The organism is Pseudoflavitalea rhizosphaerae (genome assembly GCF_003991355.1).
GTDB lineage: Bacteria > Bacteroidota > Bacteroidia > Chitinophagales > Chitinophagaceae > Pseudobacter > Pseudobacter rhizosphaerae.
In genome coordinates, this window is the sequence record NZ_RCSU01000007.1 from 59,447 (window position 1) to 72,788 (window position 13,342).

10 protein-coding genes are annotated in these 13,342 nt (G+C 48.4%); 5 read left to right on the forward strand and 5 right to left on the reverse strand.

The window, feature by feature from the left end; translation table 11 throughout:
• The 5 genes from D9Y29_RS13520 (at position 1) to D9Y29_RS13540 (ending at position 3,720) form a co-directional block, all read left to right on the forward strand.
• Positions 1-1,245, forward strand: a complete 1,245-nt coding sequence (locus D9Y29_RS13520) for a SufS family cysteine desulfurase (protein ID WP_127128983.1) — start codon at positions 1-3, stop codon at positions 1,243-1,245.
• A 15-nt stretch (positions 1,246-1,260) separates the two neighbouring features.
• A complete protein-coding gene (locus tag D9Y29_RS13525) occupies positions 1,261-1,683 on the forward strand; it encodes a SufE family protein (protein WP_127128985.1) in 423 nt (140 codons plus the stop codon).
• Positions 1,684-1,694: 11 nt separating this feature from the next.
• Positions 1,695-2,009, forward strand: a complete 315-nt coding sequence (locus D9Y29_RS13530; RefSeq protein ID WP_127128987.1) for an iron-sulfur cluster assembly protein — start codon at positions 1,695-1,697, stop codon at positions 2,007-2,009.
• Positions 2,010-2,146: 137 nt separating this feature from the next.
• Complete coding sequence (locus D9Y29_RS13535; RefSeq protein ID WP_127128989.1) at positions 2,147-2,458, forward strand: helix-turn-helix domain-containing protein; 312 nt, start codon at positions 2,147-2,149, stop codon at positions 2,456-2,458.
• Positions 2,455-3,720 (forward strand): type II toxin-antitoxin system HipA family toxin, encoded by a 1,266-nt coding sequence (locus tag D9Y29_RS13540; RefSeq protein WP_127128991.1) that lies wholly within the window; start codon positions 2,455-2,457, stop codon positions 3,718-3,720. The genes D9Y29_RS13535 and D9Y29_RS13540 overlap by 4 nt, the downstream gene beginning before the upstream one ends.
• Positions 3,721-3,823: 103 nt before the next feature.
• Here D9Y29_RS13540 and D9Y29_RS13545 read toward each other — a convergent pair whose 3' ends face one another.
• The 5 genes from D9Y29_RS13545 to D9Y29_RS13565 form a co-directional block, all read right to left on the reverse strand.
• On the reverse strand, positions 3,824-5,176 hold the full coding sequence (locus tag D9Y29_RS13545) for a TolC family protein (RefSeq protein ID WP_127128993.1): 1,353 nt from the start codon (positions 5,174-5,176) through the stop codon (positions 3,824-3,826).
• Positions 5,173-8,316, reverse strand: a complete 3,144-nt coding sequence (locus tag D9Y29_RS13550) for an efflux RND transporter permease subunit (RefSeq protein WP_127128995.1) — start codon at positions 8,314-8,316, stop codon at positions 5,173-5,175. The genes D9Y29_RS13545 and D9Y29_RS13550 overlap by 4 nt, the downstream gene beginning before the upstream one ends.
• A 132-nt stretch (positions 8,317-8,448) precedes the next feature.
• Complete coding sequence (locus tag D9Y29_RS13555) at positions 8,449-9,582, reverse strand: efflux RND transporter periplasmic adaptor subunit (protein WP_127128997.1); 1,134 nt, start codon at positions 9,580-9,582, stop codon at positions 8,449-8,451.
• 135 nt (positions 9,583-9,717) lie between these two features.
• Positions 9,718-9,993: an ArsR/SmtB family transcription factor gene (locus D9Y29_RS13560; protein WP_127128999.1), complete on the reverse strand. Its 276-nt coding sequence runs from the start codon at positions 9,991-9,993 to the stop codon at positions 9,718-9,720.
• Between the two features lie 222 nt (positions 9,994-10,215).
• The gene (locus D9Y29_RS13565) at positions 10,216-13,278 is read right to left on the reverse strand and encodes an integrin alpha (RefSeq protein ID WP_164735401.1); all 3,063 of its coding nucleotides are present in this window, start codon (positions 13,276-13,278) and stop codon (positions 10,216-10,218) included.
• Between the last annotated feature and the right edge of the window lie 64 nt (positions 13,279-13,342).

Below are 13,342 nucleotides of genomic sequence, written 5' to 3' on the forward strand. Positions count from 1 at the left end.
ATGAACGCTACTTCCTCCATATTACTGGATGTTGAAAGGATCAGAAAAGATTTTCCGATCCTTTCACTCACAGTGAACGGTAAACCATTGGTGTACCTGGATAATGCGGCCACATCACAGAAACCCAATTCCGTGATCAAGGCCATCGAGCATTATTACACACATCAGAACAGTAATATCCACCGCGGAGTACACTTTCTCAGCCAGCGCGCTACGGAAGCATACGAAGTGAGCAGGAAGAAAGTAGCGAAATTCATCAATGCTGCCCATGACCATGAATGTCTTTTTACCAAAGGCACTACCGATGGAATCAACCTGGTGGCTTACAGTTTCGGAAAACAATTCGTAAAAGCTGGTGATACCATCATCATTTCGGCGATGGAGCACCATTCCAATATCGTTCCCTGGCAGATCCTTTGTGAAGATCGCGGAGCCAATCTGAAAGTGATTCCCATCAATGAGAAGGGCGAATTGCTGATGGAAGAATACAAAAAGTTTTTGAACGAAGACAAGAACGTGAAGCTGGTTTCAGTTTGCTGGATCTCCAACTCGCTCGGAACTGTGAATCCCGTTAAGGAGATCATAGCGTTGGCGCACGAAAAAGGAGTTCCCGTATTACTGGACGCTGCACAAGCCGTGCAACACGTTGCCGTAGATGTGCAGGACCTGGATGTTGATTTCCTTGCTTTCTCCGGGCATAAACTGTATGGCCCCACCGGTAGCGGCATCCTTTACGGAAAAGAGAAATGGCTGAACCAGATGCCTCCCTACCAGGGCGGTGGTGACATGATCAAACATGTTACGTTCGAAAAAACAACCTACAACGAACTGCCCTTCAAATTTGAGGCAGGCACTCCCAATATTGAAGCCGGCATTTGCATCAGCGCAGGTCTCGATTATCTGAATGAACTCGGCATCGATGCAGTAGCACAATATGAGCATGAACTGCTCGAATACGTGACTGCAAAATTATCAGCAATCCCGGGTTTAAAGATCATCGGCACGGCTGATCAGAAAGCCAGTGTGGTTTCTTTCATCGTGGAAGGAACTCATCCTTCGGATATCGGTGTACTGCTGGATAAAATGGGCATCGCTGTGAGAACAGGACACCACTGTACACAGCCACTCATGGAGTTCTTCGGGATACCCGGAACAGTCAGGGCCAGCCTTGCATTCTGTAATACTAAACAGGAAATGGACCAGTTGGTGGATGGCGTGAAACGCGCAGTTGCCATGCTGGTATAATTCCACGGAGCCAATATGACCATCAAAGAAATACAGGACGAACTGATAGAGGAGTTTTCACTTTTTACAGACTGGATGGAGAAATATGAATACATCATCCAGATGGGAAAAGAGCTGCCACTCATCGATGAGCAATACAAAACGGATGATAATCTTATCCGTGGTTGTCAATCGCGCGTGTGGCTGCATGCAGATTACAAAGATGGAAAAGTGATCTTCACCGCAGATAGTGATGCCGTAATCACCAAAGGTTTGGTGAGCATGGTAGTACGTGTGCTCAGTGATCATGCGCCCGCAGAGATTGCACAGGCAGAATTGTATTTTGTAGATAAAGTGGGCCTGCGCGAACATCTTTCCATCACCCGCAGCAATGGCCTGCTTTCCATGATCAAACAAATGAAATTATATGCAGTGGCCCTGCAAACGCAGGCAAAGTAAAATCCTCCGCTATGCTGAACAAGGTGAAAATAGAAATGGATATTTACGAAAAGCTCAGAACGGTCTTCGATCCGGAGATCCCGGTGAATATCGTTGAGCTGGGATTGATCTATTCCGTAACTATTAACGATGATGGATATGTGAATTTGAGTATGACCCTCACTGCGCCTGCCTGTCCGGTTGCCGGAGAGATCATCCGTGAAGTGGATGAGAAGATCAGGGAAGTGGAAGGAGTGAAAGATGCGAATGTAATGCTGACGTTTGACCCACCCTGGAACAGGGAAATGATGAGTGAGGAAGCGAAACTGGAACTGGGGTTTCTGTAAATAAATGTAAAGACTTAAATGAAAAATGACCGATTTATCGGTCATTTTTCATTTAAAAAGACTGATAAATCATTCGATGGATAATAAATGTATGATTTATCAGTCATTTCGTTGTATTTTTGAATGAAATTTCAGGCATGTCAAAAAAAGAACTGAATGTGGGACCTGCAACGGAGGATCTGCTGAAGGATGTTGGTCACAACCTCAGGTTAGCCAGGTACCGAAGGGGCTTGTCTGCTTCACAGGTTGCGGACAGGGCCGGGATTTCCAGGTCAACTTTACAATTGATCGAAAGCGGAGAATCCAACATGTCATTGGTTTCGCTTGTGAGTATTTTACATGCTCTCAAATTGGATATAGTCGACTTTTTCCGGGGCGATGATCCGCTGGGAAGGAAGCTGCAGGATATCCAGTTGTTGTCTGGTAAGACAAAGAAAAATAAGAAATGAAAACGCAGGCAGGAAATAAGGAGATACTGGTTTACGCCGACTGGAGAGAACTGAAAAAGCCAATGCTGATGGGCAGGCTTCATGTTGATCAGTTACGGGGTAAGGAAGTGTTTTCTTTTTCTTACTCAACGGATTGGTTGGAAAACAGGGAAGCTTTACTGCTTGACCCCGATCTGGGTTTTTATGATGGACCACAATATAACAGTAAGGGTAAGCCGAATTTTGGACTATTTCTTGACTCCAGCCCGGACAGATGGGGACGAGTATTGATGCAGCGAAGAGAGCAGCTTATGGCGATGAAAGAAAAACGAAAGCCAGGAACGCTACTCGAGAGTGATTATTTATTAGGAGTGTCAGATCAATACAGGATGGGGGCATTACGATTTAAGTTGGTGGAGGATGGCCCGTTTCAAAATGAAGATATTGCGCTGGCTGCGCCACCTGTTGCATCCTTAAGAACACTGGAGGAAGCCAGTTTACGCCTGGAAGATGATAATGCCATTTCCGATCCGGCATTTGCGCAGTGGCTTAATATGTTGATCTCTCCCGGTTCTTCTTTAGGTGGAGCCAGGCCCAAAGCAAGTGTGATTGATCCTAAAGGGCAGTTGTGGATTGCCAAGTTTCCCAGCAAGAGAGATGACAGGAATATCGGTGGATGGGAATGGGTGGTGAATGAGCTCGCCCGGAAAGCAGGTCTTAATGTAGCGGAAGGGCAAATAAAGAAATTGACGAAAGAGCATCATACCTACCTTTCAAAAAGATTCGACCGTGTAGGAGAAACAAGGATCCATTTTGCCAGCGCCATGACTTTACTAGGGCGCAATGATGGAGCGGATGCGGCTGCAGGCACGTCCTACCTGGAGATAATGGATTTCCTGGCTTCAAATGGTGGGAATGCCACCGCAGATATGAAAGAGCTCTGGATGCGGATCGTTTTTAATATTTGTGTCAGCAATACTGATGACCATTTACGGAATCATGGATTTCTGCTGACTGCAAAAGGATGGGTTCTTTCGCCTGCATATGATCTCAATCCTGTTCCATTTTCAAATGGCCTCTCATTGAATGTCGATCGCTATAGTAATTTGTCAGACCTGGAACTGGCTCTGGGGGTTGCAGAAAAATTCCGTGTCAGTCACAAAGATGCGAAATCACTTATTTCGAAAACCAGGAAAGTGGTTGCTGCATGGCAGAAAACTGCTGCTGCGATAGGGATCCCGCGCAATGAGATTGCTGCCATGCAGCCGGCATTTGCTGTTTGATCCCAACAAAAAGCCCCACCCTTTCAGGTGAGGCTTGAAACACAACCTCTATACTGAGACACAACCATATATGAACACAAACTTCTGTTCTGATCCTTCTCTTCTATTTCGCTAATCCTTCATTACCTCTCGTTCTTGCCAGTTCGATCCCTGCACTGAGGTATTCAAATACTGCTTCTAAATAATTCAATTGTGCTGTGGTCAAAGCCAGTTCTGCATCGGTCAGTTCCAATCTTGAGGTTACTCCTTTCGCATACCTGTACGCTACGATATCATAACTCAGCAATGCGGTCTCTTTTACTTTCAGTTGTGTCTGCATCCTGTCATGTGTCTCTTTCAGGTTGGCGATCACTTGTTTTACTGTGGTCTTCAGTAGTTGTTGTGCTTCCGTGATCCGGATGCCGGATTGTTGCCGGGCCAGTTCAGCTTGTTTGATCTTTGCCTGGTTGCTGAATCCTGTAAACAATGGCAGTACTACCTGTGCACCTGCAAAAGATGCGGAAGGCCAGTAAGCATTCGCGAAATCGAATTTGCGGGCCTGGCTTTGGATCTGGTATTGTCCAACGATACTAACAACCGGCAATCTTGCGGCTTTTGCCAGTGATGTCTGTTGTTCGCTCACCTGTTGTTGCAGGACGAGCGCCTGCAGGTCCGGTCGCTGGCGGAGCGCTTCTTCATATAAACTGTTCTCATCAGGAATGGCTTCAGGGGAACTCACTGCCAGCGAATCTGTAAGTGATATGCTCGCGAGCGAATCCAGCCCCATTAAGGTGATGAGTTGTTGTTTCCCTACTTCTATGGCGTAATTGAGTTTAAGGATATCGGGTTGCAAATTTTGAACGGCGGTATAAGCCCGCAGGGTATCTACGCGAAGTCCGCGGCCCTGTGCCAGCAATGATCTTGAATCGGCCAATGCCTTTTCATTACGTTGCAGGCTCTCGTGTTGCAGTTTCAATCGCTCAGCCAGTACCAGTATGCCGAGATAGGTTTGCTGAACATCGGCGGCCACATCAATTGAGGATTGCCGGTAGTACGCCCTGCTCACATTCTCCTGTAACTGTGCTGCACGACGGGATGGCGCTGCCACCGGATTGTACACGGGATAACTTGCACTTAATGTTCCGGAGAACTGATCGCGGCCACCGATCCGTGAATAAGGGATCTTGCTGTTGCTGCCGTTCTCGCCAAATCCAAAGAAAGCCGGCAAAGCGAAATAATGAGTATATGCTGCTCCCAGTTGGGCGGCAGGCAGCGAAAGGCTTTTCGCTACCCGCACCTGCTCACCGGCAATGGAAATATCCAGGGCATTTGCTTTCAATGTTCTGTTATGTTGCGATGCCAGCAGCACTGCATCCTGCAGACTGAGGCTTCTTGCCTGCTGTGCCGTGCCGGCAATGGAGCTACCGGCAATCAGCAAAGACAGGAATATATATCGGGGAAAGGATTGTAATCTCATGATAAAACTGTGTTGTGTTGAAGAGTAGGAGCCACAGGAGAAACTGCTGTCCCGTTTGTGTTGTTTTGTACGGGTTTGGTTTTGCGGCTGAAGAAACTATAAACCGCAGGGATCACAAAGAGTGTGAGTACACCGGCGAAAACAAGTCCACCAACTACCACAATACCGAGTGATGCACGGCTGCCGGATGAATTACCCAGGCTCAATGCAATAGGCAGGGCGCCGAAGATCATCGCGAGTGTGGTCATCAGGATCGGCCTGAAGCGGGACGCAGCAGCGGATATAACGGCATCGCGCACACTCAATCCCTCCTGCTTCCGGTGATTCGCGAATTCCACAATCAGGATACCGTTCTTCGTGATCAGCCCTATCAGCATGATCATTCCGATCTGGCTGAAGATATTGATGGAGCTATCGCTCACCCAGAGGCTCAGCAGTGCGCCGGTGACGGCCATCGGCACAGTGAGGAGGATGATGAAGGGATCGATCAGGCTCTCGAACTGCGCTGCCAATACCAGGTAGATCAGGATGATGGCGAAGATGAAAGCAAATACAAGACTTGAACTACTCTCCTTGTAATCGCGGCTCTGACCAGCGAGTGAAGTTCTGAAACCTGCTGGCAGATTGTTTTTCGCGATCTGGTCCATTTCTTCCAAAGCTTCGCCCATACTAACTCCCGGAGCAGGTGTAGCCTGGATGGTAACACTGTAGCTTTGGTTGTATCGATAGATGGCAGGAGGACTGATCCCTTCTTTCAAGCTCACCAGGTTATCCAGCGGCACCATTTCATCATTGGATGATTTCAGGAAAAGTGAACGGAGATTTTCAGGCGTTGACCGCTCGGACCTTTCCAATTGCCCGATCACTTCATATTGACGATCATTGTAAATGAAATAGCCATAACGTCTTCCACTAAGCGCCAGTTGCAGTGTTCGGCCGATCTCCTGTGTGGAGATACCCAACTGTGCAGCACGCTGACGATCGATGGAAATACTGATCTCCGGCCTGTTCACTTTGAAATCAGGATTCACGAACGATAGCTTCTTGCTGCTGTAGGCAGCACCGGTAAGTTTCGGCATCACATCAATCAGGCTCTTCAGGTCTGGCGCCTGCACTACATATTCGATCGGTTGGTTGGAAGCGAATCCTCCGATGGTGGGGATCTGGATCGGGATCACGATCACGTTCCTGAAGCGGCCACTGGCAGCTACCAGTTTATCGTATACCTGTTGTTGCGTCATGCCGCTCTTCCTTTTGTGCGGGTCTTCGAGGAAGACCCACTGGAAACCACTATTGGGAGGTAGAACGAGGTTCCCGCTACCGGCGGCTACTGATGCATAGGTCACATTGTTGTTGAGGTCAGGGATGGAATCGGCTACATAGTTGCTGATCTCCTTCATGGATTCTTCCATACTCTCGAATGAAGTTCCTTCCGGAGCAATCACGGCTAATCCAACCAGGGAGCGGTCTTCCAGTGGAGCGAGCTCGGAAGGAAGTTTGGGCGCCAGCAGGTAGGCAATGCCGAAAGAAAGCAGCAGCAACACAAATCCTAACCAACGGAACCGCATGAATCCGCGCAGCAGGTTCTCATATCCGTTGTTCAGCTTCACGAAGAAAGGTTCTGTTTTACGATAGAGCCAGTTGTGATGTGCGCCGGCTTTCAAAAGATAAGCGCTCATCATAGGCGATAAGGTCAGTGCCACAAAAGCGGAGATCAATACAGAGCCGGCTACTACCACCACGAACTCCTTGAACAGTTTACCGGTGATGCCACCCAGGAACATGATCGGCAGGAACACGGCGGCGAGGGTAATAGTGGTGGAGATCACGGCAAAGTAAATTTCGCTTGATCCTTTCCGTGCGGCTTCCACAGGCCCCATCCCCTGTTCCACTTTCGAGTAGATATTTTCAAGTACCACAATGGCATCGTCCACCACCAATCCAATGGCTAACACCAGCCCAAGTAAGGTGAGTACGTTGATGGAGTAATCCGCCAGGTACATGATGAAGAAGGCAGAGATGATGGATACGGGGATCGCTACCAGCGGGATCAGCGTACTGCGCCAGTCGCGCAGGAAGATGAAGATGATGATGGTAACCAGGCCGAAAGCCAGTATCAAAGTTTCTTCCACCTCATCAAGTGAATTCTTTACTGGCACGGTAAAATCTTTACCCAGCCTGATATTGTAATCCTTTGGAGCTGTTTTGATGATATCATCAAATCGTTTATTGAACTCATCCACGATGGCGAGGGAGTTGGCGCCACGTTGTGGCTGCACACCTGTGCCTACGCCATAGCGGGCTTGTTGTCCTTCCGCTACGATCATCGCTGTGCGTTCGTTCTGCGAGCTCATGATGGCCTGCCCTACATCACGGAAGCGAACAATGGCTCCATTCTTTTCACTGATGATCATGTTATTGAAATCCTCTTCGGTCACCAGTCTTCCGAGTGTGCGAAGGGTCATTTCTGTTTGTTGCCCTTCGATCCGTCCGCTGGGAAGGTCTACGTTCTCGCGCTGCAAAGCATTCTGAATATCCGCGGGAGAAAGACCATAGGATGAAAGTTTAACGGGGTCCATTCTCAGGCGCATGGCGCGTCTGCGGCCGGCATAGGTATCTACCAGCCGAACACCGGGAATGGATTGAAGGCGTTCCTTGATATTGATGGTTACGAAGTCTGTAATGTCTTCCAGACTTTTAGTATCACTCTGCACAGTGAGGAACACGAGGAAGTCCGGCGGGCCTGCTTTCTCCACGATGGTAGGCTCGATATCGGTGGGCAACTGCTGGCGCGATTTCGATACCTTGTCGCGCACATCATTGGCTGCGGCTTCGAGATCGGCATTCATATTGAATTCCACGGTGATGATGCTCACCTGTTCGCGGCTCACGGAAGAGAGGGCGCGGATACCGTTGGCTTCGGCAATGGCTTCTTCCAGTGGTTTGGTCACCTGTGAGGCGATGATATCGGCGCTGGCGCCGGGATACACCGTAGTAACGGTTACAATGGGCGAATCAGTTACAGGATACTCACGTGTACCGAGGAACGTATAGCCCACTATGCCAAATAAGATCAAAAGGACTGACATCACCCCCGCCAGTACCGGCCTGGAGATGCTCATTTGTGAAATGGCGCTCATATATTTATTTGTAAATGGTCAATAGTAGGGCAGTGCAGTGAAATACACTGCCCGTTTAGCTGTTGTGCGATAAAATATTTTTGTTGCGAAGGGACGGAGATAAAAACAAAAACCTTTGATGCGAAGTGCGGACTATTTGATGTTCACGATCCGTACATCGGCATTGGGGCTCAGGCGGAGCTGGTTACTGACTATAACGGTGTCGCCTATGTGAATTCCACTGGTGATCTGTACATTGTTGGCATCACGTTGTCCTACCACCACAGGGGCCAAAATTGCTTTCCCGCTTTTCAGGAGGAAAACCGAATATCCCTGGGAAGAAGGCATCAGGCTTTGGCTTGGGATCTGCATCGCATCTGCCGAGGTGCGCAACGCAATGGCCAGCCTGGCGCTTTGTCCTACCACCAGTTTATTCTTCGGATTGGGCGCAATTGCCCTTACCATCAGGGTTCTGGTAGACTGATCAACAAAGGATTCTTTGGAGATCACTGTTGCTTTGTATTCGGTGCTGTCGCCTTCCACTGTAAAGGTTTGTGCTTTCCCGGGAGTTACCAATGTGGCATATTTCTCGGGAACAGAAAATTCCACCTTCAATTGTGCATCGTCCACAATGGTAGTGAGCGGAGCGCTGGGGCTAACCAGCGCGCCGGGATACGTGCGGATGATTCCGATCCTTCCACTAAAGGGGGCACGGATACGTGTTTTGTCGATAGTGGTTTGTAAAGCCCGGATCTCTGCTTTCAATACGGCCAGGTTGGTAGCTGCCTGGTCATATTCCTGCTGTGAAGCAGCATCATGAGCAATCAGGTCTTTCATGCGGCCTTCATTGAGGGCTGCGAGTTTTTCCTGTTGACGGAGTCTTTCCAGTTGTGCCTGGAGGTCTGCATCATCCAACTGGAAGAGCAATGTGCCTTTGGCTACAATATTTCCTTCTCTAACGGGGACGCTCACTACTTTTTTGGTCAGCTCGCTGGAGATGGCCACTTCCTGGTTGGCGGCCAGGGTGCCGGTGATCTCGAGGAGTTGTTTCACTTCTCCTGGTGTTACTACATGCGCATCTGCAGGAATGCCGGGGGCGGCAGCGATGGCAGTGCTGGCAGCTGGCGCCGGTTCATTGGCGCGACTGGCACAGGCGTGCAGGAAGATCATCAGGGGAAGGCTCAGTATGAGTAAAAGGCTGGTGGCAATCGGGGTTGATTTCAGTGCCGGTGCGGAGGATGTCCGGAGCCGGTGATCGATAGGTCTGGTAGGTAATAAGCGGTTCATAACTCTCAGTTTAAATAGATGTATCGAAATGCTTCGATGTGTTAACTTTAAAAAAAATCCCGGGGTTGGGATGGAATCGGACTGCAAACCTATCGAAACATTTCGATATGTCGATAATTTTTTTCAAAAAAAATTTTAAACCTTGAGGGCTAGCAGGAAATGTACATACTGGTCGATCACTTTATTGTTCATGCTGTACTTCATATTCCGGCCTTCTTTTTCAGCGATGATCAGCTCTGCCTCAGTGAGTTGTTTGAGGTGATGGGAGATGGAGGGCTGCGTAAGGTCTATAATTTCGTTAATATCTGAACAATACAGACAACTTTGCTTCTTGTGGAGGGATTTCAGTATTTGAAGTCTGTTGGGATCAGCCAGCGCTTTAGAGATTTTCTCTACTTTTTTAAGTTCCATAGCAATCTGTTTACTACATGATAATTCGTTGGTTTCAAAGGGTTGTTTCAGCAGGTGGTCCCGATCTTCATACAAAGGTTATTGGCAAAATTACATTTTTATGAACAAAACAAAAAGGGTACAGATGAACTGTACCCTTTGCCTGTGTGTGAATAGAACCCTGAACGTATTCCCCCTAAACCCAACTGAGGAATGAAGTTTTTGAATAACAGTGTAACAAACCTATTGGACAATGACCCTGCTTGTACCAATCTTTTGATGATGCCTGTCATAAACAGTCAACCAGTAAATACCTGGCGCAGCATGGCCACGTTCAAAGAATTCGATCTGGTCTGTCTGTTGGATATTGATATTTTTTATCAGGTGCAATTGTCCGGCAATATTCCTCAACTCAGCTACATAGCTGCCTTTCGGAAGTCCGCTGAAAATTGCCCTGATATTGCCTTTCACGGGATTTGGCGCGATGCTGATACTGCTATTGGGCAGTGCACCGGTTTTTGCTGCCACGATATTGGAATATTTGAAACTGCCATCTTTATCTACGATCCTGAGGCGGTAGAAGTTCATTCCATCGAATGGTTGTTTATCGTTGAAATGATAGTTGTTACTCACCTGCTGATTATCCCAGGGGAACACCATCCCGATATTCGTCCAGTTTGCTCCGTCTGCACTTTTTTCCACTTCATAAAAATTCAGGTTAAGTTCTTCGCGCACTTCCCAGCTAACTTCCACGGCTGTGTTTTTTAACGCAGCTTTAATTGAAACGATGGAAACGGGAAGTGTTGTTGATAGTGGATCGAAGCTGTATGCCTTGCCCAGTCCATTGCTGCCGGCAGCGAAGTCCAGAGTGGTTCCCAGTGTACTGTTGAGGTTGAGCAGGCTGCTGCTGAAGTCCAGCGCACTGAGCGGAGAACCGATCACCAGCCTGGAAGAACCGTTAGGTACGGAGCTCAGCGGAGCGGCTTTGCCGGCCGTGAGGGCTGCCTTGGCTGGGTCGGTGATCTTCTGCACTGCTGTTACGCTGTAACCGAAAAGCGCTGTGGCATTCACGCTGAGGAACTCATCGCCATAGGTTGCAGACACCTCAAAGCCTGGTGTGGTGTTGAAGGTCCCGTTCGCATTTCCGTAGTAGACATAAGTAGACCCTCCCACGAGATTGGTCTGCAGCAGGCTAAGATTAACACCGGATGATAATGGTTCGCCCACTACGATATCCGCATAGCCATCACCGTTCATGTCAAAAGCATTGTCTATTGCAGTACCGAAGAGCAGGCTGAGCTGCAAAGTACCGCTGAACAAGCCCTGCAGGAGACTGGAGGGCCTGGGTGATTCCAGTACCTGGTCTGCATTCACCAGGGACCCTGTGAAACCGGAAGCTTTTTGTTTGAACAGATGTACATTCCCGGTTTTGATATTGAGAGACAATGCATTTGCAAGCAGACCACCTAACGGTGCACCCACAACGATATTTCCGTTTCTTTTTCCATCGATACCGCGCATGCCTTTTACTTTCATGCCAAAGAAATTGGCTGCATTGCTGAGCAGGCCTGTTGAGGAAGCTTCCAGCCTTGTGCCGATGCTGCTGTTGATACCGGTCTTGTTTGTCTTACCATAATACACATACGCAGTTCCTCCCAGGATTTGTCCATTCAGGATATTGGTGAGGCTGGAGATGTTCACGCCGGCAGGAGCGCCTACAACCACATCCGGAGCGCCATCGTTATTGAAATCGCCCACGCCGTCCACGCTGAATCCGAACATCAGTCCGCTGATGCCGCTCAGTAACGGAACGTTGAGGATGCCCAGCAGGTTGAAACTGGGTGGGTCCAGTTGCACGATGCTGGAAAAATTGTTACTGTTCTTATCGGTAAGGAAAACGAAAGCCCCGCCGGTAGTAGTGGAAAGCAAAATGAGATCCACTTTCACAAAAGCGGGAGTGCCTACGATGATGTCTTGTTTCCCATCATTGTTCAGATCTTCCGTTACGGCCACTGAAAATCCGAAGAGTGCATTTGTTTTGATGCTGATACCGGTAACATGACTGGTATTCATATTCAGTGTGAGGAAATTGGTGGGATTGGTTGCTGCCTGGTTGCCGCCGGGAAACACATATACTTTTCCAACAGTTCCATCGATATTACCGAGTAAGCCCAGCGAGAGTTCCAGGTGGTCCAGCGGTGCGCCAACAACAATATCGTTGATGCCATCGCCTGTTACATCTCCTGCATCGATGCTCAGGCCGAAGAGGGCTCCGGCAACGGCAGTATTTGGTTGTAAAGTTTTTGCAGGCGTTTCGGCCAGACCTGTAGGTGTTCCGTAGTACACGAACACTGCGCCAACGCTTGCCAGGGAATTACCATTGAGCACACCGATCAGTCCGGGTGCGGATACAGCCACATCTCCGTAACCATCGTTGTTTACATCGCCTACACCACAAACAGCGTAGCCGTACAATGAGCTGAGGATCTGGGGGCCGGTAAGGCCAAGTCCTGCGAGAAGCCCGTTGGTATTGGTTTTCCAGTCGGCTGCCTTATTGATGGGATCAATGGTAACAGGATATTCTGCGCCGCTGTCATCCACTTCCAGCGTAAGGATATTGCCTTTCAGTTGCATGGTAGCCGGGAGCGGCTTGTACTGATTGTCCCATACTTTGAGATCTTCATACAGGAATACGGTTTGTTGCAGACTATCTTTTGTCTGGAACTCCAGCCGGTTATTTTGCAATACCGGTTCCAGATTACCGTTGATGGCTATGCGAATTTTAATTTTTCCTTTGCCTGATGGCTTTTGCTGAATGATAAAATTCTGACGAAGCCCTGCGTTGTTGTTGGTGTATTGTACTTCTATATTATTATAGGAGTAGCGGAGCATGTCTTTGTCTGTGTGCGGCGTACAGTAAGACCCTGGGGTCCAGAAAGATTTTTTTCTGTAGGCGCCGAGAATATTGAAGCGCATTATCCAACCAACCTCCTGGTATTGCTCCTGCACCTGTTGAACGGTGTAGCCTTTGGGGGAAATATCAAATGCCAGGCGGTTGGCGGAGTTGGCAACGCGGAAATGATTTTGTTGAGTGGATGGATAGAATTTGTTTTCAAGTTGCTGAATGTGATCCGTTATCTGTGCATACCAGTTGGCGTTGGCGGATGCAGGTAACTGATGTTTGGAAGAGCTGAGTTCAGGGATGCCATTGGCATTTAGCTGGGTACGTGAAAATGTTTGTTGGGCATGAATTGGATCAATGGTAAGGAACGGAACAACAAACATTACTGTGTAAAAAAGTTTCATAGAAGCTAATTTGGTGATTGACAGGATTGTCTTTAAAAGGCGAATACTGTCAGAGCCTTGCAAT

Bases quoted from the DNA above. Each gene is read 5' to 3' on its own strand.
- D9Y29_RS13525 (WP_127128985.1), top strand. From the start codon at position 1,261: ATGACCATCAAAGAAATACAGGACGAACTGATAGAGGAGTTTTCACTT.
- D9Y29_RS13550 (WP_127128995.1), bottom strand. From the start codon at position 8,316: ATGAGCGCCATTTCACAAATGAGCATCTCCAGGCCGGTACTGGCGGGG.
- D9Y29_RS13535 (WP_127128989.1), top strand. From the start codon at position 2,147: ATGTCAAAAAAAGAACTGAATGTGGGACCTGCAACGGAGGATCTGCTG.
- D9Y29_RS13540 (WP_127128991.1), top strand. From the start codon at position 2,455: ATGAAAACGCAGGCAGGAAATAAGGAGATACTGGTTTACGCCGACTGG.
- D9Y29_RS13555 (WP_127128997.1), bottom strand. From the start codon at position 9,582: ATGAACCGCTTATTACCTACCAGACCTATCGATCACCGGCTCCGGACA.
- D9Y29_RS13565 (WP_164735401.1), bottom strand. From the start codon at position 13,278: ATGAAACTTTTTTACACAGTAATGTTTGTTGTTCCGTTCCTTACCATT.
- D9Y29_RS13545 (WP_127128993.1), bottom strand. From the start codon at position 5,176: ATGAGATTACAATCCTTTCCCCGATATATATTCCTGTCTTTGCTGATT.
- D9Y29_RS13530 (WP_127128987.1), top strand. From the start codon at position 1,695: ATGCTGAACAAGGTGAAAATAGAAATGGATATTTACGAAAAGCTCAGA.
- D9Y29_RS13520 (WP_127128983.1), top strand. From the start codon at position 1: ATGAACGCTACTTCCTCCATATTACTGGATGTTGAAAGGATCAGAAAA.
- D9Y29_RS13560 (WP_127128999.1), bottom strand. From the start codon at position 9,993: ATGGAACTTAAAAAAGTAGAGAAAATCTCTAAAGCGCTGGCTGATCCC.